The 24,582-nt window shown below is 71.6% G+C and carries 30 protein-coding genes and 1 tRNA gene; 2 read left to right on the forward strand and 29 right to left on the reverse strand.

Annotated elements, in window-relative coordinates:
• Positions 1–7: 7 nt before the first annotated feature.
• The 29 genes from flgN to QWJ90_RS01845 all read right to left on the reverse strand — a co-directional run bounded on the left by flgN (position 8) and on the right by QWJ90_RS01845 (position 24,013).
• Positions 8–490 (reverse strand): flagellar export chaperone FlgN, encoded by a 483-nt coding sequence (gene flgN / locus QWJ90_RS01705; protein ID WP_290105861.1) that lies wholly within the window; start codon positions 488–490, stop codon positions 8–10.
• Positions 491–625: 135 nt separating this feature from the next.
• Positions 626–2,692, reverse strand: coding sequence for a flagellar biosynthesis protein FlhA (locus tag QWJ90_RS01710; protein ID WP_290105862.1), 2,067 nt, complete (start codon positions 2,690–2,692; stop codon positions 626–628).
• Positions 2,692–3,810 (reverse strand): EscU/YscU/HrcU family type III secretion system export apparatus switch protein, encoded by a 1,119-nt coding sequence (locus QWJ90_RS01715; RefSeq protein WP_290105863.1) that lies wholly within the window; start codon positions 3,808–3,810, stop codon positions 2,692–2,694. Before QWJ90_RS01715 ends, QWJ90_RS01710 begins: the two co-directional genes overlap by 1 nt.
• The gene (locus QWJ90_RS01720; RefSeq protein WP_290105864.1) at positions 3,807–4,568 is read right to left on the reverse strand and encodes a flagellar biosynthetic protein FliR; all 762 of its coding nucleotides are present in this window, start codon (positions 4,566–4,568) and stop codon (positions 3,807–3,809) included. Before QWJ90_RS01720 ends, QWJ90_RS01715 begins: the two co-directional genes overlap by 4 nt.
• Positions 4,568–4,843, reverse strand: a complete 276-nt coding sequence (gene fliQ / locus QWJ90_RS01725; protein ID WP_156240958.1) for a flagellar biosynthesis protein FliQ — start codon at positions 4,841–4,843, stop codon at positions 4,568–4,570. Before fliQ ends, QWJ90_RS01720 begins: the two co-directional genes overlap by 1 nt.
• A complete protein-coding gene (fliP, locus tag QWJ90_RS01730) occupies positions 4,840–5,670 on the reverse strand; it encodes a flagellar type III secretion system pore protein FliP (RefSeq protein WP_436836683.1) in 831 nt (276 codons plus the stop codon). The genes fliQ and fliP overlap by 4 nt, the downstream gene beginning before the upstream one ends.
• A gap of 140 nt (positions 5,671–5,810) precedes the next feature.
• Complete coding sequence (locus QWJ90_RS01735; RefSeq protein ID WP_290105866.1) at positions 5,811–6,287, reverse strand: flagellar biosynthetic protein FliO; 477 nt, start codon at positions 6,285–6,287, stop codon at positions 5,811–5,813.
• The gene (locus QWJ90_RS01740; protein ID WP_290105867.1) at positions 6,287–6,946 is read right to left on the reverse strand and encodes a FliM/FliN family flagellar motor switch protein; all 660 of its coding nucleotides are present in this window, start codon (positions 6,944–6,946) and stop codon (positions 6,287–6,289) included. The genes QWJ90_RS01735 and QWJ90_RS01740 overlap by 1 nt, the downstream gene beginning before the upstream one ends.
• Positions 6,943–7,839: a flagellar motor switch protein FliM gene (locus QWJ90_RS01745; protein ID WP_290105868.1), complete on the reverse strand. Its 897-nt coding sequence runs from the start codon at positions 7,837–7,839 to the stop codon at positions 6,943–6,945. Before QWJ90_RS01745 ends, QWJ90_RS01740 begins: the two co-directional genes overlap by 4 nt.
• A 33-nt stretch (positions 7,840–7,872) precedes the next feature.
• Positions 7,873–8,685, reverse strand: coding sequence for an OmpA/MotB family protein (locus QWJ90_RS01750; protein ID WP_290105869.1), 813 nt, complete (start codon positions 8,683–8,685; stop codon positions 7,873–7,875).
• Entirely contained in the window at positions 8,682–9,476 is a 795-nt protein-coding gene (locus QWJ90_RS01755; protein WP_290105870.1) for a motility protein A, read from the reverse strand. The genes QWJ90_RS01750 and QWJ90_RS01755 overlap by 4 nt, the downstream gene beginning before the upstream one ends.
• A 1-nt stretch (position 9,477) precedes the next feature.
• Positions 9,478–9,687 (reverse strand): flagellar FlbD family protein, encoded by a 210-nt coding sequence (locus tag QWJ90_RS01760; RefSeq protein ID WP_290105871.1) that lies wholly within the window; start codon positions 9,685–9,687, stop codon positions 9,478–9,480.
• Positions 9,688–9,804: 117 nt separating this feature from the next.
• Entirely contained in the window at positions 9,805–10,968 is a 1,164-nt protein-coding gene (gene flgF, locus QWJ90_RS01765) for a flagellar basal-body rod protein FlgF (protein WP_290105872.1), read from the reverse strand.
• A 20-nt stretch (positions 10,969–10,988) separates the two neighbouring features.
• Entirely contained in the window at positions 10,989–11,453 is a 465-nt protein-coding gene (locus QWJ90_RS01770; protein ID WP_290105873.1) for a flagellar hook assembly protein FlgD, read from the reverse strand.
• A 14-nt stretch (positions 11,454–11,467) separates the two neighbouring features.
• Positions 11,468–12,892 carry a flagellar hook-length control protein FliK gene (locus QWJ90_RS01775; protein WP_290105874.1) on the reverse strand — a complete coding sequence of 475 codons (1,425 nt, stop codon included), beginning with the start codon at positions 12,890–12,892 and terminating at the stop codon, positions 11,468–11,470.
• Between the two features lie 77 nt (positions 12,893–12,969).
• Complete coding sequence (locus QWJ90_RS01780; protein WP_290105875.1) at positions 12,970–13,755, reverse strand: C40 family peptidase; 786 nt, start codon at positions 13,753–13,755, stop codon at positions 12,970–12,972.
• A complete protein-coding gene (locus QWJ90_RS01785; RefSeq protein WP_290105876.1) occupies positions 13,752–14,177 on the reverse strand; it encodes a hypothetical protein in 426 nt (141 codons plus the stop codon). Before QWJ90_RS01785 ends, QWJ90_RS01780 begins: the two co-directional genes overlap by 4 nt.
• Positions 14,174–15,505 carry a FliI/YscN family ATPase gene (locus tag QWJ90_RS01790; protein ID WP_290105877.1) on the reverse strand — a complete coding sequence of 444 codons (1,332 nt, stop codon included), beginning with the start codon at positions 15,503–15,505 and terminating at the stop codon, positions 14,174–14,176. Before QWJ90_RS01790 ends, QWJ90_RS01785 begins: the two co-directional genes overlap by 4 nt.
• A complete protein-coding gene (locus QWJ90_RS01795) occupies positions 15,502–16,161 on the reverse strand; it encodes a FliH/SctL family protein (protein WP_290105878.1) in 660 nt (219 codons plus the stop codon). The genes QWJ90_RS01790 and QWJ90_RS01795 overlap by 4 nt, the downstream gene beginning before the upstream one ends.
• Positions 16,154–17,227, reverse strand: coding sequence for a flagellar motor switch protein FliG (gene fliG / locus QWJ90_RS01800; RefSeq protein WP_354670407.1), 1,074 nt, complete (start codon positions 17,225–17,227; stop codon positions 16,154–16,156). Before fliG ends, QWJ90_RS01795 begins: the two co-directional genes overlap by 8 nt.
• Positions 17,224–18,852 (reverse strand): flagellar basal-body MS-ring/collar protein FliF, encoded by a 1,629-nt coding sequence (fliF, locus tag QWJ90_RS01805; RefSeq protein WP_290105879.1) that lies wholly within the window; start codon positions 18,850–18,852, stop codon positions 17,224–17,226. Before fliF ends, fliG begins: the two co-directional genes overlap by 4 nt.
• A 1-nt stretch (position 18,853) precedes the next feature.
• Positions 18,854–19,183 carry a flagellar hook-basal body complex protein FliE gene (gene fliE / locus QWJ90_RS01810; RefSeq protein ID WP_290105880.1) on the reverse strand — a complete coding sequence of 110 codons (330 nt, stop codon included), beginning with the start codon at positions 19,181–19,183 and terminating at the stop codon, positions 18,854–18,856.
• Positions 19,183–19,575 carry a flagellar basal body rod protein FlgC gene (locus QWJ90_RS01815; protein WP_290105881.1) on the reverse strand — a complete coding sequence of 131 codons (393 nt, stop codon included), beginning with the start codon at positions 19,573–19,575 and terminating at the stop codon, positions 19,183–19,185. The genes fliE and QWJ90_RS01815 overlap by 1 nt, the downstream gene beginning before the upstream one ends.
• A complete protein-coding gene (locus QWJ90_RS01820) occupies positions 19,572–19,919 on the reverse strand; it encodes a flagellar basal body rod protein FlgB (RefSeq protein WP_290105882.1) in 348 nt (115 codons plus the stop codon). The genes QWJ90_RS01815 and QWJ90_RS01820 overlap by 4 nt, the downstream gene beginning before the upstream one ends.
• Positions 19,920–20,032: 113 nt before the next feature.
• Positions 20,033–20,311, reverse strand: a complete 279-nt coding sequence (locus QWJ90_RS01825; RefSeq protein ID WP_290105883.1) for a hypothetical protein — start codon at positions 20,309–20,311, stop codon at positions 20,033–20,035.
• Positions 20,308–20,718 (reverse strand): flagellar export chaperone FliS, encoded by a 411-nt coding sequence (fliS, locus tag QWJ90_RS01830; protein ID WP_290105884.1) that lies wholly within the window; start codon positions 20,716–20,718, stop codon positions 20,308–20,310. The genes QWJ90_RS01825 and fliS overlap by 4 nt, the downstream gene beginning before the upstream one ends.
• A 32-nt stretch (positions 20,719–20,750) precedes the next feature.
• Complete coding sequence (gene fliD / locus QWJ90_RS01835) at positions 20,751–22,118, reverse strand: flagellar filament capping protein FliD (protein WP_290105885.1); 1,368 nt, start codon at positions 22,116–22,118, stop codon at positions 20,751–20,753.
• 111 nt (positions 22,119–22,229) lie between these two features.
• Positions 22,230–23,069, reverse strand: coding sequence for a flagellin (locus tag QWJ90_RS01840; protein WP_290105886.1), 840 nt, complete (start codon positions 23,067–23,069; stop codon positions 22,230–22,232).
• Positions 23,070–23,176: 107 nt separating this feature from the next.
• Positions 23,177–24,013, reverse strand: coding sequence for a sigma-70 family RNA polymerase sigma factor (locus QWJ90_RS01845; RefSeq protein WP_290105887.1), 837 nt, complete (start codon positions 24,011–24,013; stop codon positions 23,177–23,179).
• A 103-nt stretch (positions 24,014–24,116) separates the two neighbouring features.
• Between QWJ90_RS01845 and csrA the strand changes: the two genes are divergently transcribed.
• Complete coding sequence (gene csrA, locus QWJ90_RS01850; RefSeq protein ID WP_290105888.1) at positions 24,117–24,365, forward strand: carbon storage regulator CsrA; 249 nt, start codon at positions 24,117–24,119, stop codon at positions 24,363–24,365.
• Between the two features lie 75 nt (positions 24,366–24,440).
• Positions 24,441–24,514: transfer RNA gene (locus QWJ90_RS01855), tRNA-Met, on the forward strand.
• The last annotated feature ends 68 nt before the right edge of the window (positions 24,515–24,582 follow it).

Below are 24,582 nucleotides of genomic sequence, written 5' to 3' on the forward strand. Positions count from 1 at the left end.
GCTCACCTCACGCTTCGGTGTCGAGGAAACGCGCGCCGCCGTCTCGGACGACGTCGCCGGACGTGTCGTAGGCTCCCGTGACGATGCCGAGGCCCGCCACCGACTCCTGCGTGACACGCAGGGCCTCGCGCAGCCGCTGCTCGTTGACCTTCTTCATCTCCCCGATCTCCGCCACCAGCGCCGTCATCGCCTGCAGATGCCCGTCGAGGACCTCCCGCCACGCCGGCGTGGGCGCCGCCTCGATGAGCTCGCGCAGGGTCGTCGCTTCGGGCACGCCCCAGGTCTCCGCGACGGAGACGACGAGCGTGTCGCGCGCGAGCGCGCCATCGGACATGGCTCCGGAGACGCGCTCGATCTCATTGGCGGCGTGCCCGACCCAGCGGGTGCGACCGGTGGCCAGGAACATCTGCAGCGTCTCCAGCTTGAAGAGCATGAGCTCGAGGAGCTCCCGCTCCCGCCACAGTTGCAGGCTCAGATCATGCGCGGCCATGGCACGTCACCTCATCTGGTCGCAGGTCTCGTGGCGGAGGCGACCGCCACAAGACCAACTATCGCCACATCGCGCCTCGGTTGTAACCCATGAATCGGCTGTGTCGGCGGTTCGGGAGATGCCGACGCTGCGGATTCACCCGCGACCGGGTGCGATCGCCGGCTGATCGAGCCGGATGACCCCGACGACGTCGGTCGGATACCCCGCGCTTGCGGCTTCGTCGTACGAGAGCACGGGCAGGCTCTCGCTCTGCGCCGCGATCATCCGCCGCACGCCCTGCCGCAGCGACGGAGCGCACACGAGCACGGGCTCCGTTCCGGCCTCGTCGAGCTCGGCGGCCGTCCGCCGCACCGCATCGAGCACGTGCATCGTCGCGTCGGGGGTGAGCACGATCTGCGGCTGCCCCTCCACGACCCGCATGCTCTCGAGCATCTGCTGCTCGAGCAGGGGATCGATCATCACGACGCGGAGGCGGCCCGACTGGGCGAACCGCGCGGCGATCGCCGGTCCGAGCGCCGTGCGCGCGGCCTCGATCAGCCCCGGCGTCTCGGTCGAGATCCTCGCGCGCAGCGCGAGGGCCTCGTAGATGCGGGCGAGATCGTTGATGGGCACCTGCTCGGCGAGCAGACCCGCCAGGACGCGCTGGATCCCCGCGAGGGAGAGCAGAGCGGGGGTCAGCTCGTCGACGGCGGCGGGACTCGTCTGCTTGAGGTGCTCCGTGAGCTGGCGCACGTCCTCGAGAGAGAGCAGGCGATGCGCCTGCGCGTGGACGATGTCGGACAGGTGGGTGATGATCACGCTCGCACGGTCGATGACCGTGGCCCCCGCGAGATCGGCGGCATGCGACATCTGCGCGGGCACCCACTTGCCCTCCAGACCGAAGACGGGATCGACGACCGCCGTTCCCGGCAGCAGCTCGAGGCCCGTCCCGATCGCGAGCACGTGCCCGCGCGGAACCGTCCCGCGCCCCGCTTCCACCCCGGCGATGAGGATGGCGTAGGTCTGGGCGGGCAGCTCGATGTTGTCCCTCGTCCGCACCGGCGGCATGAGGAAGCCGAGCTCGACGGCGATCTTCCGCCGCAGCGCCTTCACCCGCGCGATCAGGTCGCCGGGGCCGCCGGAGGCGAGATCGACGATGTCGGGCGCGAGGGAGATCTCCACCGCGTGCACGCGCATGCGGTCCATCAGCTCCTCGGGTCCCTCGCTCGTGGATTCGGCCGCCTGCCGCGCGCGGGCCTCCTCCTCGACGGCCGCGTCGGCCTTCGCCTGACCGACCCTCACTCGCGAGGCCGCGACCAGGAGCGCGGCGCCGATCGCGAGGAACGCCGGCAGCGGCATCCCCGGGATCAGCCCCATGGCGATCGCGGCGCATCCCGTGATGATCAGGGCCGTGCGGGACTGCAGGAGCTGACGGCCCGCGGCCTGCCCCATCTCCGACTCGGCGTTCTCGCGGGTGACGATCATGCCCGTCGACACCGCCATCAGCAGCGCCGCGATCTGGGTGACGAGGCCGTCGCCGATCGTCAGGAGGCTGTACGTCTCCAGCGCGTCGGCGACGTCCATGCCGTGCTGGAGCATCCCGATGACGATGCCGCCGACGAAGTTGATGACGATGATGACGACGCCGGCGATCGCGTCGCCCTTGACGAACTTCGACGCGCCGTCCATCGCGCCGTAGAAGTCGGCTTCCGCCGCCACCCCGGCGCGGCGCTCGCGCGCCTCGCTGTCGGTGATGAGGCCGGCGTTCAAGTCGGCGTCGATGGCCATCTGCTTGCCGGGCATCGCGTCGAGGGTGAACCGGGCGCCGACCTCCGCGACGCGCTCGGCGCCCTTGGTGACGACGACGAACTGGATGACCGTGAGGATCAGGAAGATCACCGCGCCGATGACGAGCGATCCGCTGACGGTGATCTCTCCGAAGGCCTGGATCACCTGCCCCGCGTGGGCCTCGCTCAGCACGAGACGCGTCGAGGCGACGTTGAGGCCGAGGCGGAAGAGCGTGGCCACCAGCAGCAGGCTCGGGAAGACCGAGAAGTCCAGCGGCTTCCGCACGAACATCGACGTGAGCAGGATGAGCAGCGCGAAGGCGATGTTGAGGACGATGAGCACGTCCAGGAGCCATGTGGGAATCGGCACGATCAGCAGCAGGATGATCCCGACCACGCCCACCGGCACGGTCCCCTTGGACAGCAGCTGGCCCATCAGCGGTCTCGCCTTCTCGAGTCGTGGTCTGTTGCCGGCGCGGTGCCGGCGGGCATGGTGTGCATGCCACGCGCGGATCCGCGCTTCCTGAGCTGGTGCACGAACGCGAGCACCTGCGCGACGGCGGTGTAGAGCTCCTCCGGGATCTCCCGGCCGAGTTCGCACGCCGCGTGCAGCGCGCGCGCCAACGGGATGTCGCGCACCATCGGGACGCCGGCCTCCTCGGCCTTCTCACGGATCTTCTGCGCGACGATCCCGGCGCCCTTGGCGACCACGCGCGGAGCGGAGCGGCCCGGCTCGTACCGGAGCGCCACCGCGACGTGCGTCGGGTTGACGAGCACCACGTCGCTCTCGCCGACCGCTGCGATCATCCGGTTGCGGCTCATCGCGATCTGCCGGGACCGGCGCTGGGAGCGGACGAGCGGGTCGCCTTCGCTCTTCCTGTGCTCGTCCTTGGCTTCCTTCTTCGTCATGCGCGTGTGCTTGCGGTTGCGCCGCAGCACCACCGCGACGTCGACCGCCGCCAGGAGGAGGCCGACGGCGACGGCGACCTGCAGCAGCCCCACGACGCCGCCGCCGGCCTGCGCGAGGAGCCAGTCGATGCTGTGCCTGCCGCTGGCCATCAGCAGCGGGACGAGCCCCGAGACCACGATCCACAGGGCGCCGCCGATCGCCGCGGTCTTCAGCAGCGCCTTCGCGCCCTCCCACAGCGCCTGCCCGCCGAAGACCCGTTTCACGCCCGCGACGAGGTCGAGATGCTCGGTGCGGAACGTCACCCCGCGCAGGTGCACCCCGCCCTGCGCGATCGCCGTCGCCGCGGTCGCGACGAGCACCACCAGCAGCATCGGCAGGAGGACGCCGCCCAGCGCGGTCAGGGCAGAGGTCAGCGTGTCGACGGCGAGTGCATCCGACGGGCGCGCACTCGCCCGCGTCACGTCGAGCATCAGCTCGGTGACGACCTGCGACCCGAGGGCGATCGTGCTCGGCATCATGACGGCGGCCGCCGCGATGCAGATCCACGCGGTGAAGTCCTGGCTCCGGCCGATCCGCCCCTTCCGACGCGCCTCCTTGAGGCGGCGGTCGGTCGCCTTCTCGGTGCGCTCGCCGCTGTCGCTCATCGCGTCACGCCCACGAGTTGCGCAGCGGCGTCGCCGGCGAGGGCCGCGACCACGGATGGCAGGGCCGCGTACACGAAGCCGACCAGCACCAGGGTCAGACCGATCTTGACCGGGAAGCCCATGGCGAATGCGTTGAGCGCCGGCGCCACCCGGGTGACGAGGCCGAGCCCCGCGTCGGCGAGGAAGAGCACGATCAGCAGCGGCCCCGCGATCTGCACGGCACTGAGCATCATCTGCCCGACCGCGTCGACCAGCGCCGCCGCCGGCTGCCCGAGATCGATCATCCCGGTGACCGGCACCGCGTCGAACGAGCGGAACAGGCCGGCCAGCACGAGCTGATAGCCGTCGGAGGCGAACAGCAGGAGGATCGCGGTCATCTGGAACAGCCGGGTGAACTGCGCGCCGTTCACGGCCATCCCGGGATCGAACGCCTGCGCCAGCTGGAAGCCGCCGAACGTGTCGATGAGGTGCCCCGCCCCCTGGATCGCGCTGAAGACCGCGGTCACCAGGAACCCCAGCAGCGCCCCGGTGATCGCCTGGCCGGCCAGTGCCAGCATGAAGCCGCCCGTGCTCATCGGCTCGTAGCCTGCGGTCACCACCGGCGACACCGCCAGCGCGAGCCCCGCGCCGAGCATCGCCTTGATCCGCAGCGGGATCGAGCCGTGGCTGAACGGCGGCGCGATGACCAGGAAGGCCGTGATCCTCACGCACGCGAGCGCGGTCGCCTCGATCCACGAGAAGTCGAGCGGGATGTGCATCAGCCGCCGCCCAGCAGCGCGGGGATCCGGGCGAACAGCTCGTGCGTGAACGCGATCAGCTCGCTGATCATCCAGTGCCCGCACACGAGCAGCGCGATCCCCACCGCGATCAGCTTCGGCACGAAGGAGATGGTCATCTCCTGGATCTGCGTGATCGACTGCAGCAGCGAGATCGCGAAGCCGACGACGAGGGCCGTGATCAGCAGCGGAGCGCAGAGCTTCGCGCCGACGATGAGCGCCGCCTGGCCGATGTCGATCACCGACTCCGGGTTCATCCGCCACCCCCGTAGGACTGCACGAGGCTGGTGATGACGAGACCCCAGCCGTCCACGAGGAGGAACAGCAGGATCTTGAACGGCAGCGAGATCATGACCGGCGGCAGCATCATCATGCCCATCGACATCAGGGCGCTGGCGACGACGAGATCGATCACGAGGAAGGGCACGAAGACGATGAACCCGATGAGGAACGCCGCGCGCAGCTCGCTGAGCATGAAGGCGGGCACCAGGGTCTGCAGCGGGACGCTCGCGGCGTCCGCCGGGTTGTCCATCTGCGCGGCACGGTGCATCAGCGCGATGTCCTCCTCGCGCGTGTAGCTCAGCAGCCACTCCCGCAGCGGGTCCTGCGCGAGCTCGAGCGCGCGACCGAAGTCGATCTCGCCGGCCGTGTACGGGGCCACCGCGACCGCGTTGATGTCGGTCAGCACGGGCCACATGATGAACAGCGTCAGGAACAGGCTGAGTCCCGCGAGGACCTGATTCGGCGGGATCGACGGCAGCGAGAGCGCGTTGCGGGTGAGCGCGAGCACCACGAAGATCTTCGTGAAGCTCGACATCATCAGAAGCAGGGCCGGTGCGACACTGAGCACGGTGATGCCGAGAAGCGTGATGACGCTGTCGGACGGGGTTCCGTTGATGCCGTTGATGGTCACGCCCTCGCCGCCGCTCGGCGGCGGTGTCGTCACGGGCGGGGTGGGCGGGATCACCGCCGCCTGGGCGCCGGCCGACCCGAGCAGAACCGCAGCGCCGGCGAGCGCCAGCGCGACCGCGACGATGCCCCATCCGCGCGGCGAGAGGCGCAGGACCGCGGGCGCGGAGGCGATGGCGGAAGCGGGCACGGCGGCACTCCGGACGTGGGTGGCGTGGCCGATCCGTAGCCAAGTCGTCGAGCGATCCGTGCTCCGAGACGACTATCGGGACGCTCGGGGCCCGCCGTAACCTGCGGTCGGCGTGCTGTCGTGCGTCAGGCGGCCCGCCGGAGCCGGGGTCGGAGCGCGGGCGCGGCCGGCGTGTCCTGCGGGAGCTCGACCGGCTCGGGCGTCTCGGGCGTATCGGGCGTATCGGGCGTAGCTTCCTCCGGCTCGAGCGCCTCCTGCGGGAGGGCCTCCTGCGGGAGGGCCTCCTGCGTGTCGACGACGCTGACCCCGTGCTCGGTGACGCCGAGCACGTAACGGATTCCGCCGAACTCGGCCACGACGAGCTGCGCTTTCCCGCCGAGCCCCGAGCGGGCGACCACGGTGATCCGCTCCTGCGGGGCGCGCGGGGCGCTTCGGGCCGGGAGCAGGGACTGCAGCCGGGCGAGCTTCTTCGGCACGAGCCCCGCCAGCGGCGAGCCGCCCGTCTCCTGCCCGTCCTGCAGCCGACGGCTCAGCCACCACAGCAGCCCGAGCACGGCGGCCAGCGAGACGATCACGCGCAGCGCGACGAGGAGGTCGGCCATCAGACGTCCTCGGCGGTCTCGAGGATCCGCTCCACGCGCACGGCGAAGTCGCCGTCGGCGACGACCACGACGCCGTGGCCGATGAGCCGCCCGTTCAGCTTGATGTCGGCCGGGGAGCCCGCTGCGCGGTCCAGCTCCACGACTCGGCCGGGCTCCAGGGAGAGCACGTCGCGCACCGGCATCCGCGTGCGGCCGATCTCCACCACCAGCTCCATCTCCACCCCCGCGATGCGGCTGAGGCTCCCGGGAGCCGCGCGCCCGGCGCTCGGCCGCTCGTCGTCCACGCGCACCGCCGCGCGCGCGACCACTCGGCCCTCGGCGCTCACCAGGTCGAACACCTGGGTGCCTCGCGCGGTGAAGACGTCGGCGGCGCCGACGAACGCCGGCTCACCGAGGGTGCCCGCGCCGAGCACGGCGACCGCGGCTTCGAACACCGGGTGCAGCCGGTCCGCGAGCGGCTGCGTGGCCGAGCCGTCCTCGAGGAGGTCGGGGTTCTCGACCTGGATGGCGATGCTCGCGCCCGGCGTGCCGGTGAAGGCGACCGCTACCGCGTCCCCTGCCGCCCCGGGATCGGTGGACGGGGTCGGGATGACGGGGAACCCGAAGGGCAGCTTGGCGGCGATCGCGGCGGCGATCGCCGTCTCGTGGAAGGTGCTCATCGATTCTTCTCCTCGTGGATGGTGGTGATCGTGCATGCGAGGCGCGAGCCGCGGGTGCCGGGCACGGCGCGGGCGATCGGCATCGAGCCGGCCACGAGCTCGAAGGGCGTGGTCTCCGGATGCGGCAGGCGCAGCAGGTCGCCCGGAGCCAGGTCGAGCACCTCCCCCGCGCCGATGGTGATCGGCGCGAGTCGGAGGGCGACCTCCATCGGCGTGCTTCTCACCTGCGCGAGAGCGAGCCCGGCGGGATGGGCGGTGGCGGCGTTCGCGCCCGTCTGCGCGAGTCCGTCGATGACCGCGGATGCCGGGAGCATGACCGTCGCCGTCGTCTGGATGTCGCCGAGGCGCATCGCGTACCGGGCGACGACCACCGCGGCGCTGGCGGAGATGACCTGGAGGTACTGGGGGTTGTAATGCACGCCGCCGAGCACCGGCTCCCCCGGCAGGAGGGGCCCGAGGCTCGCGCCGAGATTCTCGAAGGTCTCCGCCATGAGGTGGCGAACGAGCGCCATCTCGATCGGGGTGAAGGTGCGCGCCTCGGGAAGCGTCGTGCTCCTGCCGCCCATCATCTGCACGACCCACAGCAGCGCGCTGTCGAGGCCGAACTGCACGATGCAGGTCTCGTCGCGTTCCGCGAACGACGCTGCCACCATCGCGGTCGTGGCGGGCAGGCCGTCCGCGTACTCGTCGTAGGCGACGAGCTCGACGCCCTCCAGGCTGAGGTGCGCGCGCATGCGGGTCTTCGCGGTCAGCTGCGCGGACCACAGCCGCGCGAACGCCTCGAACGCCGCCTCGAGCTGACGGGTGTGCTCCCGCCCGAGCTGCGCCGGCCGGCCGAAGTCGTATGGCTCGTAGCGCAGCTCGCGGTCGTCCACGGGAAGGGCTGGGGTCATCGTGGTCTCCTCGGATGTAGCGGGCACGCGGCGTCAGCGCCCCCGCGTCGCTTCGGCGATGGCCGGGATCAGCGCCCGCACCTCGTCCTTCTCATCGGACTCGACGACGATGTCGACGCGCCGGTTGCGGGCGAGCTCCTCGGCGCCGTCCCCCTCCGCGATCGGCCGGGTGTCCGAGAATCCCGTCGCCTTCACCCGCGGCCCGCCGATCCCCTCGTGCTCGACGAGGAATCGTGCGACCTGCGTGGCGCGTCCGCCGGAGAGCTCCCAATTGGTGGGGAAGGGCGCGGCGGGGCTTCGGTGGTCGGCGTGACCCTCCACGCTCACCTGGTTGTCGACATCGGCGAGCACGCCGCCGATCGCGTGGAGCACGGCGCCGGCTTTCGCCGACAGGTCGGTGCTGTTGTCCGCGAAGAACGTCTCCGCCCCGACCAGCCCGACCTTCAGCCCGCGGTCGTCGATGACGAACTCCACCGTGTCCTCCAGCCCCTCGGAGGCCAGGGACGCGCGCATCCGCTCGCGGAGCTCCTCCAGCGATTCGTACTCGGCAGCGGCCATCGCCGCGAGGTCCTCCGGGTCCTCGTCGATGACGGCGTCGGGCGGGACCACGATGCCCTCCACGGTGTCGGCGCCGCCCTCGGTCACCTCCTGACCGAAGCCGGCGCTCAGGCTGTTCGCGAGCTGCTCGTACTTGCCCTTGTCGACGCTCGACATGGCGAACAGCACGATGAACAGGCACATCAGCACGGTCACCATGTCCGCGTAGGAGACCGCCCAGCGCTCGTCGGGCTCGTCGTGCCCGGTCTCGGCCTGCCTCCGCCTGCCGTCTCGCCGGGCTGCGCTCACGTGGCGCCCTCCGCCCGCTTCTCGGCCTTGCCCGCGCCGCCCTTCGGCTTCACGGTCACCATCGCCTCGAGGCGCTCCCTCAGCAGGTGCGGCGCGCTGCCGGACTGGATGGCCAGCATGCCCTCGGTCACGAGCGTCATGCGCTCGATCTCCACAGCGCCCACCCGGCTCAGGCGACCGGCGATCGGGTTCCAGATGAAGTTCGCCGAGAGCAGGCCCCAGAGCGTGGCCACGAACGCCGAGGCGATCATCGGGCCGAGGTGGTCGGGCTCGTCGAGGTTCTCGAGCACGTGGGTGAGCGACACCACGGTGCCCACGATGCCGATGGTGGGGGCATAGCCGCCGAGGGAGGAGAAGAACCGCGACGCGACGTGGTTGCGGGTCGCCGTCGCCGCGGACTCGTCCTCCATGACCAGGCGGAGATCCTCCGCGTCCGTGCCGTCCGCGAGCGACTGCAGCGCCTGCCGCGTGAATGCGTCCGGGGCGCCCTCGAGCTCCTGCTCCAGCGCCAGCAGCCCCTCGCCGCGCGCCTTCTCGGCGTACCCGACCAGCACCGGGATGACCGCAGCGGCCGGCGCCTTCGCTCCTCGCACCATCCGCCCGAGCGATGTCACCGCGAGAATGGTGTCGCGCATCGTGTGGCTCGCGATGCCCACGCCGATCGTCGATCCGAGCACGAGGATCATGGGCGCGGGCAGCAGGAGCGCGCTGAGGTGCGCGCCCTCCATCGTGATCATCGCGAACAGCGCGCCGAACGCGGCCAGCACGCCGATGATGAATGCGGGATCCATCTCAGCCCCCCGCGGTCGCGACCGACGCCGCGGCGAGCACGCGGGCTCGGTAGGCCACGATCAGGTCGACGAGCTCGTCGAGGCTCTCCTGCACGACGAAGACGTGGCCGTCGACCATGTGCAGGGTGGTGTCCGGCGACGCGTGCGCGCGTTCGATGAGGTCGGGGTTCACGGCGAACCGGGTGCGGTCGAGTCGCGTGACGACGATCATCGGACGACCTCCGGGCTCTGCGCGGGACGGGAAGGGGCGGCTCGGACTATCGCGACACCGCACCGAACGGGTAACCAGGAGGGCCTCCCGCGCGGGAGGCCCTCCTGGGAATCAGGGTCAGCGCTTGAGCTGGGTGAGCTCCTGCAGGACCTCGTCGCTCGTGGTGATGATGCGGGCGTTGGCCTGGAAGCCGCGCTGGGCCACGATGAGGTTGGTGAACTCCTGCGACAGGTCCACGTTGCTCATCTCCAGCGCGCCGGAGACGAGGCCGCCGAAGCCGGCCTGGCCGGCCTCGCCCATCTGCACCGCGCCCGAGTTCACCGTCGCGCGGAACGCGGTGCCGCCGACCTTCTCGAGTCCCTCGGGGTTGGTGAAGCTCGCCATGGCGATCTTCCCGAGCGTCTCGGTCTTGCCGTTGCTGAACGTTCCGACGATGGAGCCGTCGTCAGTGATCGAGTACGACTCCAGCGCACCCGCGGCGGCCCCATCCTGCGCGGTGATCGCCACGGTCGACATCTCGGCGTAGCCCGTCACGCCCGTCAGGTCGACGCTCACGCCGCCGGCGGGGAGCACGAGCCCGCCGACCTGCTCGCCGTCGTCGAAGCGCAGGCTGCCGGTGGCCCCGCTGGCGGGGTCCGACACGTCCCAGCCGGCCGCGGTCCTGGTGAAGGTGAGGCTCAGGGTCGACGGGGTGCCCGCGGCGTCGTACACCGTGATGTCGCGGACGAGCTCCTCGCCGACGGCCGCCGTGGAGGGCAGGTTGCCCGCGACCGTGGCGGAGCTGGTGGCGCGGGCAGGCGCGACGGCGTCCTTCGACAGCACGATGTCGCCGGGCGCCGCTCCCGTGCCGACGACGCCGTTCTCAGCGGCCCAGCCCTGCACGATCGATCCGTCGGCGGTGACCATCTTGCCCGTCGCGTCGAACGAGAAGCCCCCGGAGCGGGTGTAGAGCGTCTCACCGCCCGAGCGGACCGCGAAGAAGCCGTCGCCCGCGATCATCAGGTCGGTCGGGCGCCCCGTCGACTGCGCGGAGCCCTGAGCGAAGTTCGTCTGAACGCCGGCGACCTGCACGCCCAGGCCCACCTGCGCGGGGTTCTTCCCGCCGACCTGGTCGTCGGGGATGCCCGGGTTGCCGATGAGCTGCGACAGCGAGTCCTCGAACTGCACCGAGGAGCCCTTGAAGCCGGCGGTGTTGACGTTCGCGATGTTGTTGCCGGTGACGTCGAGCATCGTCTGGTGCGAGCGGAGGCCGGAGATGCCGGAGTAGAGCGAGCGGAGCATGGGGTTCTCTCTTCCTGGGGTCAGTTGGTCGCGGTTGTCGTGGGGGCGGGCACCGCAGGCGCCGGCGCCGCCGGGGCGGCGAGCCCGAGGATGGCGTCGAGCGACACCGTCTGATCGCCGACGGTCACCTGCGGGACGGGGCCGTCGAAGGAGACCTTCGTGACCACGCCGGTGGCGGTCTCGCCGTCGGCGCCGAGGTAGCTGGCCTGCTGGCCGATCAGGGCGGCCGCGGCCTGGCGCATGCTGAGCGCGAACGCCTCGCTGCTGTTCTCGGTGAGAGCCGTCAGCTGCTCCATGCTCGCGAGCTCCGTGGTCTGCGAGATCATCGCATTGGTGTCCATCGGGCTGGAGGGGTCCTGGTTGGTCAGCTGGGCGACGAGGAGCTGGAGGAAGACCTCGCTGTCCAGGGTCTGCTTGGGGGCGGCCGCGCGGGTCGCTCCCGTGTCGTAGGTCGAGCTCGTTGCGCTCACGGCGTCGATGGGCATGAGTGAGGCTCCTCTCAGGCGAAGGTGTCGAGGCCGGCGCCGCCGGCCAGGGCGAGGGGTGTCGGGATGGCGCGAGCCGCCATCCGCTCGGACGCGTGCGGATGACGCGGGTCGGGTCCGGGCTCGCGCCGCGGCGACTGCTGTTCGCCGGGCCCTCCCCCGGTGCCGGACTGCGCACCGCGGTCCGCGGCGTCGTGACCGGCTGCCGCTCCGAGGCTGAGGGTCGCGTGCGGCATCACCGCGGCGAGGTCGCGCCGCAGGTCGGACACGATCGACCGCAGCGCGTCCCTTCCGGCATCGGTGCCGCCGAGCAGCTCCACCTGGACCTCTCCGCGCGACGTGATGTGCGCGCGGACGGTCACCGGGCCGAGATCGTCGGGATGGACGGTCATGGTGAGCCGGTGATCCCCGGCCGGACGCTGCGCGATGCTCACCACGACCGGCGACACCTGCGCTGCGATCGCGCGCGGGGATGCGATGTCGGACGGCGCCGCGGCGACAGCAGAAGCCGGCGCGGTGGGGGCCGGCGCGGTGGGGGCCGGCGCGGTGGTGGCCGGCGCGGTGCGGGCCGGCGGGCCAGCCGGGCGCGCGGCGTCCGACACGTCGCGGATCGCGGTCGGCCCGTCGGGCAGGGCCGGTCGCACGCGGGCGAGGTGATCGGTCTCCGGTGGCGGGAGCGCCGCCGCCGAGGCGGTCGGCGAGGCGGCGGACGCGACATCGGGCTGCGCGCCGGCGTCTCCGGGGGTGCCCGAGGCGCGAGGCGCGGAGGAGCCGACGGCGGTCGGCGCCGCAACGGCTCCCGTCGCCTGTCGAGCGCTCACGGCATCCTTCCCCGGCTTCGTGGTCGCGGGGCCGGTGGGCTCTGCAGCGCTCGGCGCGATCGAGGAGGACACCCACGCGGGGGGCGCGGATGCCGGCGTGTTGGGAGTCGGCGCCGAAGAGTCGAGGGCCGAAGGCGCCGAGGTCCCTGCAGGCGAGGCTGGCGCCGCGTTCAGGACCGGGGCCGGCTGCGCGGAGGCTGGCGACGCCGACGCGGTTCCACGCGCATCACGAACCGGCACTGCCGCGTCCACCGAGGCGTTCGAGGCGGCGGCTGGGACGCCCGGCAGCACCGGGGCCGGGGCGGCGGGTGCGGTCGTCCCGGACGCGGTGAACGCCGACCCGCGGCTCGCAGCGCCGTTGCCAGGATCGGCGGGCGTCGATGGGGTGGATCCGGGAGCGATCGAGGGTGCTGCGCCCGCGATCGCGGCAGCAGCCGGCAGGGCCGGAGCGGTCCCGTCTGGCAGCGCGACGGTCGACCCGATCGCCGTCTGCTGCCCTTCGCGGGCCGTCGTCTCGGCGGCGGCTTCCTCGTCGTCTTCGATCCATCCGCGGCCATCGACGGTCGAGCCGGTGGACTCGGTGCCGAAGGCGCGGGCGAGCGCTGCATCGAATCCCACCCCGCCGTCTTCCGTCCCTCGCCGGTGGTCGCTCGTCGCAGGTGCGGCGGGGGGCGGGAGGATCATCCTGACCGAGGTCATGCGAGCAGCCCCGCGAGGCCCTGCAGCGACGACCCGGATGCGGCTGCGCCCGACGTCTGCACGGCGAACATCGCCTGCAGCGCGGCGATGAGCTGGGCGTCGCCGGTCGCGGAAGCCGTCGCTTTCACCGGCTGCGCGACGGCCGCCTGCGCGACGATGGGCGGCGCGGTCACCGCGACCTCGGAGTCGGCGGGCACGACGCGGCGGATCGTGGCGATCTCGGCGGGCCCGTAGAAGTTGTCGACGATCTGCACGTCCTTGCCGGGTCGCGGCGCGTGCAGCACCTTGCCGTCGCCGATGTAGATGACGACGTGCCCCTCGCCGTGCGGGATGATGAGGTCGCCAGGCTGCACCTGATCGAGGGAGGGCACCTCGACCCCGACGTCGGCCTGGTCCTGCACGACGCGCGGCACGTCGACGCCGAGGTCGGCGAACACGCGCTGCACGAGTCCCGAGCAGTCCATGCCGGTCTCGTCCTCGCCGCCGAACACGTACGGCACGCCGAGGTACTTCTTCGCCTGCTCGACGACCGCCGATCCGGTCACTTTCCCGTCGCCCGTGAGGAACGGCGCCTTCACCGACGGCGGGAGCTCTCCGATCGGCGCCGTCGCCTGGGGCTGGGTCGCCGCATCAAGCGCCGTCGCGAACTGCGCGGCGCCCGTGGTGGCGGGCTGCGCGGCCGCGACCGGCGACGCCTGCGCCGCGCGCGCTGCTGGATCGAGGGAGGTGATGCGGCTCTCGATCTCGCCGACGCGGGCGACGACCGCCTCGACCCCGCTCATGCTGCGGAGCCTTCGTCGCGCGCGGCCTGCACGACGCCGATCTCGTCGAGCGCGGTCTGCTCGGCGTGCAGCTCGGCCTGCGCTGCCGCCGCGCGGTGCGCGGACTCCAGACGCTCGAGCCCCTTCAGCTCGCGGCGCGCGGTCACGTGCGCGGCCTTCGCCCGCTCCGCCTCCGCGCGACGCAGTTCGCTCAGTGTGTGCAGGTCGCTCAGTGCACTCCGGCCCGCGGCGCGAGCGGCGGCGAGCGCCAGGAGAGTGACGTCATCCGCCACCGCGCCGCCGGCCGCGGCGAGACTCGAGCGAGCGCGCTCCTCGGACGCCTCCGCCTGCGATGCGTCGGCGGTCGCGCGCGAGAGCTGCTCGGCGGCGATGCGCTCCTGCGCGCCGCGCACGCGCAGCAGGCCGGCGAGGGGGAAGGTCATCGGGTCACTCCTTCGAACTCGGTGGTGAGAGCAGCGAGCCGCGCCCATGCATCCGGGGCGGGGGTCAGGTCGTCCATGCGCTGCCGCAGGAACCCCTCGATGGCCGCCTCATGGGTGATCGCGGCGTCCACGAGGGGGTTGGCGCCCGGCTTGTAGGCGCCGATGTCGATGAGGTCGTTCGCCGACCGCCGCGCCGCCAGCAGGCTGCGCAGCGCCACGGCGTTCTGCCGCTGCTCGGGTGAGGTGATCTTCGAGACCACCCGGCTCACGGAGCCGAGCACGTCGATCGCGGGGAAGCGCCCGCGGACGGCCAGTTCGCGGTCCAGCACGACGTGCCCGTCGAGGATGCCGCGCGCGGCGTCGGCGATGGGCTCGTTGTGGTCGTCTCCGTCGACGAGCACGGTGTAGAGGCCGGTGACGGAGCCGCGCGGCCCCGTTCCCGCCCGCTCGAGAAGGCGGGCGAGCACCGAGAACGTCGACGGCGGGTAGCCGCGCGTCGCCGGCGGCTCCCCTGCCGACAGGCCGATCTCGCGCTGCGCCATCGCCACGCGCGTGAGCGAGTCCATCATGAGGATGGCGTCGGCCCCCTCGTCGCGGAACTGCTCGGCGATGCGCGTGGCCGCGAACGCCGAGCGCAGCCGGGCCATCGCCGGCTGGTCGCCGGTGGCGACGACGACGACCGAGCGGGCGAGCCCCTCCGGACCGAGGTCGTCCTCGAGGAACTCCCGCACCTCGCGCCCGCGCTCTCCGACCAGCGCGATGACGTTGACGTCGGCCGTGGTGCCGCGGGCGACCATCGACATCAGCGACGACTTGCCGACGCCGGAGCCGGCGAACAGGCCCAGCCGCTGGCCGACCCCCACCGGCGTCATCGTGTCGAGCGCGCGGATGCCGAGCCCGAGCTGGCGCTCGATGCGCTGCCGCCCCATCGCACTCGGCGGCTCGTGGTGCAGCGGCACCTGGGAGACGGCGCGCGCATCCAGCGGGCCCTTCCCGTCGATGGGGCGACCCAGGCCATCCAGCACGCGACCGAGCAGCCCGCGGCCGGTCGGCACGAGCGGCGCCGACCCCGCGTGGCGCACGCGCGCACGCGCCCGGACCCCGTCGAGCGGATCGAGCGGCATGCATCGGGCGCGCCCGCCGTCGACCGCGACGACCTCGGCATCGACGACGCGGCTCCCCTGCGCGTCGATGCGCACGCGGTCGCCGACCGCCGCGTCGATGCCGAGCACCTCGACCCCGAGACCGACCACGGCCGTCACGACCCCCGAGCGCACGGGCCGGGCGGCGTGCAGCGCGCGGCCCCACGTCGCGGTGCCCGCGCTCATCCGGCCGCCCCGATCGCCGCGTCGTCCTCGCCGTGCAGCGCGGCCTCTGCCCGGGCCAGCGCCGCGACGATCCGCGCGTCGACCGCACCGTCTTCGACCTCGACGACGACCCCGCCGAGGTCGACCCCGGGGGACGCGACCAGTGAGACGTTGTCGGGAAGATGCGCCGCGAGGTCGCCCGACGCGAGCGTTGCGTGATCCCGCTCGCTGAGGAGCAGACGCGCACCGCTGGATGCGTGGGCGAGGCCGCGCCGCAGGGCGTGCGCGGCGGAGCGTGCGGGGTCGGAGAGCTCCGTGCCGAGGATCACGCGCGCGAGCTCGACGGCGAGTTCCTCCGTGCGGGTGACGGAGAGCGCCGCCACCTCGGCGGTGCGCTCGACGAGCGCGTCGTGCGCGCGGTACAGCGCCTCGAGAGCGGTCTCGGCCATCCGGTCGGCTTCGTCCTGGTGCCGCTGCGCGCGCTCGCGATCGGCCACGAGCTCGCGGCGGGCCTCCTCGAGAGCGGTTCGCCGGCCATCCGCGTACCCGTCGGCGTAGCCGCGTGAGCGCGCCCGGTCGGCCTCGCCGCGCGCGTCGACGGATCCGACGCCCACGCGGGGCGGCACGAGGGGGACGAAGTCCGCCTCGAGCGCCGAGGCACCGGCCCGGTCACTCAACGATCTCGTCCTCGTCGTCGCGCGAGAGGGTGATCTCCTCGGCGGCCTCGAGCTCGCGGATGATGCGGACCACCTCTGCCCGTGCCTCGTCGACCTGCCGCATGCGGACAGGGCCGAGGACCCGCGCCTCCTCCGCGAGGCTCTCGCGGTTGCGCTCGGTCATGTTGCGGCTGATGACCTCGCTGACCTGCTCGTTGGCGCCCTTCAGCGCGAGGGCGAGCACGCGCAGGTCGATTCCGCGCAGCACGCGCTGCGCGTCGCGATCCTCGAGGCGGGCGATGTCGGCGAACGTCACCATGCGGCTGCGGATGTCCTCGGCGAGCGCCTGGTCACGCCCCTCCAGGCTCGCCAGCAGTGCCTTCTCCAGGGCGGTGTCGGAGCGGTTGATGATCTCGACGAGCGGCTGCACGCCGCCGAGCGCCTCGTGGACGTCGCGCGTGGCGAACACGCCCAGCCGCGAGCGGAGCGAATCCGCGACCACCGAGATGGCCTCCTGGGTGGCGGTGCCCATGGTCGCGATGGCCTGAGCGACGTCGGTGCGCAGCGGGTCCTGCAGTGCGGCCAGCACGGCGGCGGCGCGCTCGGCGCGCAGATTGGCGAGGACGACGGCGACAGTCGTGGGGAGCTCCCCTTCGAGGATGGTCGCGAGCTGGGCCGGGTCGGCCGCGTTGAGGAAGTCGAAGGAGATGCCGCCCTGCGACATCGCGCGTCCGACGATCCCCACGGCCTTCTCCCGGCCGAAGGCGGTCTCGAGCAGTCCCGTCGCGAGCTCCTGTCCCCCGCGCGATGGGACGGCGCCGCCGGCCGCGATGCGGCGGTACTCCCCCAGCGCCTCGGCCGTGGCGGCGACATCCACGCCGCCGAGCCGGGTGAGCTCCGCCGCGAGGATCTCCGCCCTCGCCTCGCCGAGGTGACGCAGCACCGCAGCGCTCGCGGCGCGGTCCATGTTGAGCAGCACGATCGCGGCCTTGCGCAGGCCCGTCAGCGGCGTCACCGGCTCTGCGCTCGACGCGGTGATCGCGCGCGCGTCGAGCGCGGCCTGCTGGGCGTCGGCGATGCCGCTCATGCCGACGCCTCGTCCATCATGCTGCTCAGGGCCGCCGCGGCGGCCTCGGGGTCGGTCCTCGCGATCTGGTCGACCTCGCGGCGCCGGCGCTCCACGAGCATCTGGACGGGCTCGGGCTCGGGCTCGTCCACGATGTCGATCACCTCGGTGGGCGCGAGGGCCGCAGGCGCCGCGCGCGGTGCGGGCTCCGGCACCGAGGTCAGCAGCACCACGTCGTCGTCGGGTGGCAGGAGCGCCGACATGGCCGGCTGCGCGACCAGCTCGTCGACGCGGCGCCTGCGACGACCGCGGATGGCCATCATGACCGCCAGGACGATCGCGGCGAGGACGATCGCGCCGCCGATGATCGTGGTGCGCAGAAGCTCCTCCTGCCGGCGCGCCTCCTCGGCGGCCTCCGCCTCGGCGAGCGCCGCCGCAGCGGCTTCCGCTCCCGCCTGGCTGAACGCGACGAACTCGACCGTGACGCTGTCGCCGCGCTCGGTGTCGATGCCGGCGGCCGTGGCCACGAGCGCCTGGACCTGCTCGGCGGTGACGCCATCCACGGCGTCGCGGTTCAGGGCGATGCTCACCGTCTGCCGAGTGACCTCGCCCGACGGCGTGACGGTCTTCTCTGTGGCCTTGTTCACGGCGTTGTTGCGGGTGGTCTCCTCGAGCTCGTAGGAGCCGGTGCCGTCCTGGGCGGGAGCGGCGATGTTGTCGGGGCCGAGCACGCCGGCTTCGCCGCCGGCGCCGCCGGAGTAGGTCTCCGTCTTCGTCTGCTCGGATGGCGCGAGCTCGCCCTCCGGGGCCGTGTATGTCTCCTCCAAGCGCTCCGAGGTGGAGTTCGCGACGTCGGCGGCCACCGAGACGCTCGCGTTGCCCGGCCCGACGATCGTCTCGAGCATCTGACCCACGGTGGCGGCCACCTTGCTCTCGTACTCCGTGGCCTGCTTGTCCGCGCCGCCGGTGAGACCGGAGCCGACCGCCGACAGCACATGGCCATCCTGATCGGTGACCGCGACGTCCTCGGGGCTCATGCCGGTGACGGCGGCGCTCGTGAGATGCACGATCGCCTCGACCTGGTCGTCGTCGAGCGTGACGCCGCTCTGCGTGCGTACGAACACCGACGCCGTGGGGTCCTGCCGATCGGCGACGAACACCGATTCCTCCGGGATGGCCAGCTGCACGCTGGCGGAGGTGACTCCCGTCATCGCGCCGATGGTGCTGGCCAGCTCCCCCTCGATCGCACGCTTGTACGTCACGGACTGCTGGAACTCGCTGGCGGTCACGCCCATGTCGTCGAGCAACGTGTACCCGTCGCTCGAGTCGCCCGGAAGGCCGGCGGAGGCCGCGGCGAGGCGCTGCGGGTACACCTCGTCGTCGGGCACGAGGATCGTCGCGCCGCCCTCGGTCAGCTCGTAGTCGACGCCGGCGGACTTCAGCTGCTCGACGACGGCGGACGCGTCGGCGGCGCTGAGGCCGGTGAACAGCGGGCTCATCTGCGGCCTGGACAGCCAGGTGCCCAACGCGATCGCGCCCATGGCGAGCAGTGCGACCCCGATGAGCGCGATGGTGCGCTGCGCGACGGTGAAGCCGCCGACGACCTCCTTGGCGCGATCGAGCACGCTCGTGATCATCTTCGGCATGTCAGGCCTGCATCCTCATGATGTCGTTGAACGCCGCGACGCTCCGGTCGCGCACGGCCACGACGAGGTCGAGCGTGACGGAGGCGCGGGAGGCCGCGATCGTGGCTCGGTGGATGTCGTCGAGGTCTCCGGTGACGGCCTGGACGGCGAGCTCGTTCGACGTGGACTGCAGCTGCTGCAGGTTGTCGACGGCGCCGGCGAGGGAGGTGGCGAACGACGCCGCCGACGCCGGGTTGTCGGCGGTGGCGGCGACGGCGCTCGGGATCTCGAAGCTCAGGGCGGACAGCGGGCTCACGCCGGCGGCTGTCACCGGGTCGATGCCGGCAGGCATCAGCTGCGCCCGATCTGGAGGGCGGCCTCATACGCGGTCTTCGCGCGGTCGACGACCGCGGCGTTCGCCTCGTAGCCGCGCTGCGCGAGGATGAGCATGCTCATCTGGTCGCCGAGGTCGACATTCGGGTACTGCACGTAGCCGTCCTCGTTCGCGTAGGGGTGCTCCGGTTCGTACACCAGGCGCCCCTCGGCCTCCGACTCGACGACGCCCGCGACGTACGCGCCGGGATCCTCGGTGCCCTCCGTGACCATGACCAGACGCTCGCGGAACGCCTCCTCGCCGACCGGAGTGGCCGTGTTGACGTTGGCGATGTTGTCGCTGATGGCGTCGAGCCACTTCCGGTGCACGTTCAGTCCGGTGCCGGCGATGCCGATGGCGTCGAAGGTCATGCGGAGGCCTGCCCGATCGCCTTGGTGATGGATGTCGCCTGGCCGCCGATCGCCTGGCTCGCGAACTGATAGCGCAGCGTCGTGTCGATGTTCGACAGCGTCTCGGTGTCGAGGTTCACGTTGTTCTCGTTGAGCCGGGTGGGCTCGAGCGAGGGCTCCACGCTCGCGGACACGGAGCCGTTCCCGGCGGCGACCGCGGCACGCAGCTCGTCCTCGAACCGGACGCGCTTGGCCTGATAGCCGGGGGTGTTGATGTTGGCGACGTTGTCGGCGATGGCGCGCTGGCGCAGCGACAGGCCATCCAGGGCGCTGACGAGCGCTTGGGCGGTGACGGATTCGAGCACGGCGGCACTCCGGAAGAAGCGGGTGGCGTGGCCGGTCCGTGGCCAGGTCGTCGAGCGATCCGTGCTCTGGGGTGGACTATCGCGACAGGTGCGGCGAGGCGTAACCGCCGATGTCAGCCTTCGACGTCGAGATACGCCGGCATGCTCGTGTGAACGGACGGCACACGGCGGAGAGCGGCGATCTCGCGCACTGCGGCGGCCTGTGCTGCGGCGAGGTCCGCGATCGTCCGCTGCTGGGCTGCGAGCACCTCCTGCGCCCGCTCCACGAGCTCGGCCGGAAGGGGGCCGGGCGGCGGCTCGAACGTCTCCGTCGCCATCTGCGCCTCGGCCGCGTCAGCCGCTCGCTCGAACTGGTCGAGAAGCGCATGCCAGGCTCCGAGGTTCTCCGTCACGACGTCGCTCGAAGCAGGGCCGAGGATGGCTGGCTGATCGCGGCAGCCTGGTGCCAGGCATCCCGGAGCGGGGCGACGATCGCGCGGGATTCAGCTGTCGCGGCACTGTCGCGGCCGATGTTCGCGGCGACGAGGCGCGCGTGCAGGTAGATGTAGATCCCGCGCAGCTCCTCGGAGCCGGACCAGGCGTCGGTCAGCGATGCGTTCAACTCGGTGACGATGCTCTGGGCGTGGGTGAGATGGCCGCCGGCAGAGGCCCAGTCGGAGTGCTCCTGCGCTGCAGCCGCGCGGTCGATGTCCACGAGGAGGCGGTCGTACAGCATCGTCAGCAGGCGCTCCGGCGCGGCGGAGGCGACTTGCTGCTCGAGATACTGCTGCTTGGCGCGGGTGAGGGAGGAGATGGCCACGATCAGGGCTCCAATGCGGTCTGCGGGGTCGGTCAGGAGTCGGTCGAGGCGTTGAAGGCGTCGATCTGCTGGGTGAGCCAGGACATCTGGGAGTTCATCAGGGCCATCTGCGTCTCCAGCGCCGCGTAGGTGCGCTCGAGGGTCTCGCGGCGCTTGTCCAGCCGCAGATCCCAACGCTCGACCTGCGTCTCGAGCGTCCGCACCTCGCTCTCCTGCCCCGTGATGCGCTTGGTGAGGAGGCCGTCGTACTTGTCGGAGTACTGCGTGGTGACCTCCTCCACGCGGGCGGCCACGGCCGAGAACAGCGCCTGGGTTCCCTCGGGGTCCTCCTCCATCGCCGCGCCGAACTTCTCCGCGTCGAAGGTGAGCTTTCCGTACCGGTCGACGGAGATGCCCACGGTGGAGGGCGAGATCCCGTCGACGGGGTACTGGATGGCGTTGGCCAGCCCCGTTCGAAGAGCGCGCACAGTGCTGTCGCCGGTGAAGACTCCGAGGGTCGTGGTGCCGCCGGCGTCGGCGACGGTGGCCTTGGAGCCGTTGTCGATGCGGGTGAGGAGGTCGGCCACCTGCTTGACGAACGTCTCCGCTGTCTTGGTTTGCGCGACCGGGTCGGCGGTGACGGCGACTGTGACGGGCTCCGCGCCCGCACGGGTGACGGTGATGTCGACACCCGCGGCGACCGCGGTGAAGGCGTTCGATGCGCTCGTGATCGTCTGCTCCGCGGCGGTGCCGGCGTAGAGGCGGATCATCGCATCGGACCCCTCGGTGATGATCGCGGCGCCGGTCTCTGATGCGACGTCTGCCGAGGTGCCCGCGTCGACATCGGCGGCTGTGCCGCGGTGGAGCGAGAAGGCGCTGGCCTCGCCGGTGTCCTCGCTGGTGAGCTGAATGCGAGAGAGCGGGTTCCCGTCCGCGTCCACGCCGCCGTTGACGATCGTCGCGGTCACGCCCGCGCCGGCCAGGTTGATCTGCTTGACGAGGTCCTCGGCACTGGTCGCGGTGACCTCGTTCTGCTCACCGTCGGAGCCCACGAGGGTGAAGGTCCCCGCGAAGGAGCTGTCGGATGCCGCCGCGGTCACCACGGCGTGCCGCTGCGCAACCGCATCGACGACGATGCTCGTGGAGAACGCTCGGGCGCCGTCAGAGGTGACGACCGTGACCGCATCCGAGGAGGACGAGGTGGTGAAGGACCGCAGTGCTTCGGTGCCCGACGCGGTCTTCGCCTTCGCTGCGAGATCCTGCAGGGAGGTGTTGAGGGTCTGCAGGTTGCTGATCACCAGGTTCCGGTCGGTGATCTTCGACTCGATCAGCGTCTTCGGGATCGCGGCGACGTCCATCAGCGACGAGATGATCGCCGCCGTGTCGAGGCCAGAGGCGAGGCCGGGAAGCGTCACAGCCATGTTCCGGGGTGCCTTTCGTTGTCCTGGTGGAGGGGGTCGTGCTACAGGAAGGCGCCCGGACGGGGTGCGAGACCCCGCCCGGGCGCCGACATGCGCCTGAAGCGCGACGGCTCAGCGGAGCAGCTGCAGGACGCCCTGGCCCGACTGGTTGGCCTGCGCGAGCATGGCCTGACCCGCCTGGGCGAGGATGTTCGAGGCGGTGTACTTGACCATCTCGGCGGCCATGTCGGTGTCGGCGATCCGGCTCTTAGCGGCGGAGAGGTTCTCGGCCGACACGTTGAGCGAGTTGATCGTCGACTCGAGGCGGTTCTGGACGGCACCGTAGCTGGCTCGCGCGGTGGAGACGTTCTTGATCTCGGCGTCGATAGCCGTGATCGCTGCCGTCGCGGTCGCCGGGTCCGTCACGTCCAGCGCGCCGATCGTCGCGCCCAGGTCCGAGAAATCGGTCAGGGCGACCGAGATCTGGTCATTCGCCGTGCCGCCGGCACCCACCTGGAAGGTGATGTTGCCATCACCACCTGCGCCCGCCGAACCGTCGAGCAGGTTGATGCCGTTGAAGTTGGTCTGAGCGGCGACGCGAGTGAGCTCCTCACCCAGCGCGTCGATCTCCAGCTTGATCGCCGCGCGCGAGTCCGCGTTGTTGGTGTCGTTGCCACCCTGGACCGCGAGGTCCCGCACTCGCTGCAGGATCGAGTGCACCTCGGTCAGAGCGCCTTCCGCGGTCTGGATGAGCGAGATGCCGTCCTGCGCGTTCCGGGAGGCGAGGTTGTTGCCGTTGACCTGCGAACGCAGGCCCTCGGAGATGGCCAGGCCCGCCGCGTCGTCGGCGGCACGGTTGATGCGCTGACCGCTCGAGAGCTTCTCGAGCGACTTGGCGTTCTCCTCCGTGTTCACGGACAGATTGCGGTACGCGTTGAGTGCGCCGATGTTGGTTGCGATCTGAAGACCCATGTGATTCCTCCGTGGTTATGGGTGTGGTCGCGGGCCCATCCGTGGGCCTGCTCCCCCACCATTCGCGACGGAATCGGCCGCGCGTAACCGCTCACGGCGAGAATTCTTCAGACCCGGGCGCCGGCCCGCGATCCCGCCGTTCCGAAGAGCCTGTCGAAGAACGCGGCCCGCGTCTTCGTCGAGCGGTCCGGCTCCACGCCGCTCTCCCACACGTCCATCGCCTCGCGCATCAGCGTGAGCGCGGTCGCGCGCAGCTTCGAGACGTACGCGTGGCTGACCTCGAGCTCGGCGGCGATGTCCTTGACCATCCGGTCGTCGACGTAGACCCCGCGGATGATGCGCCCCATCGGCTCCGGCAGCGCGGCGACCACCCGCTCCAGCATCGCCCGATTCTCCGACTGCTCGACCGCGTGCTCGGGCAGGATCACGCTGTCGGTGAGGTCGGCGGCCTGCCGGCCGTCCTCGGCCGCGAAGTGGCTCTCGAAGCTCGTGCTGGTGCGCACCATCTCGTCGAGGCGCAGCATCTCCTCGACCGCCGCTGGGTCCAAGCCCGTCTCCCGCGACAGCTCGACGACCGTCGCCTCGCGACCGGTGCGTGCGCGGATGAGCTCTCCGGCCATCCGCAGCCGTTCGATCTTCTCGCGCCCGCGCACTCCGGCCGGATCGGCCGAGCGCAGCTCGTCGGCGATCGCCCAGTTGATGTGGTTGCGCGCGAAGGCGCCGAAGGGGACGCCCCGCTCCGGCTCGTACAGCTGCGCCGCTCGCGTGAGGCCGAGCCCCGCCGCCGAGATCAGGTCGTCGAGATCCAGATGGTTCGCCGAACGCGCCTTCTCGGCAGCGAGGAAGATCGCCAGGGGCATGTTCTCCCGAGCAAGCGCGTCGGGAGACGTCTTCGCCTGCGGACCCCCGTCCCATTCAGGCGAAAAACTGTAATGACCAGGCACTTCTTCTCCGTGTCATATTCAATTTCGTGCGCGACGAAAGCTACCACAGCGAGAGGGCTCTTTCGGAAACCGAGGCGCCCCGCGGCGGAAGTAGGCTGATCGGATGCTGGTGTTGACGAGACGGATCGGCGAGCGCGTGCTCATCGGAGACGACATCGAGGTGACCGTCCTCGACGTCAAGGGCGACAGCGTGCGCATCGGCGTGCAGGCCCCGCGCACGACGCGCATCCAGCGCGCGGAGATCGTCGCCGCCGTCGAGCAGGAGAACGTCGCAGCCGCGGGCTCCGCGGAGGACGCCACGGCCGCCATCCTGCGCGCCCTCGCCGGCAGCGCGCCCGACCCCGCGGGCTGACGCCACGCCCGGGATGCGTCGCAGGGACCCCTCGATTCGCCCCTCCGCCGTAGCCGTGTTAGGCTATTCATGTGCCGCGGGGTGGAGCAGTTCGGTAGCTCGCTGGGCTCATAACCCAGAGGTCGTAGGTTCAAATCCTGCCCCCGCAACAAAGAGAAGGCCCGGATCCGCAAGGATCCGGGCCTTCTGCCTTTCCCCCTGCGCCCTGCGCGGCACC

Origin of the sequence: Microbacterium oryzae (assembly GCF_030406385.1) — a bacterium.
GTDB lineage: Bacteria > Actinomycetota > Actinomycetes > Actinomycetales > Microbacteriaceae > Microbacterium > Microbacterium oryzae_A.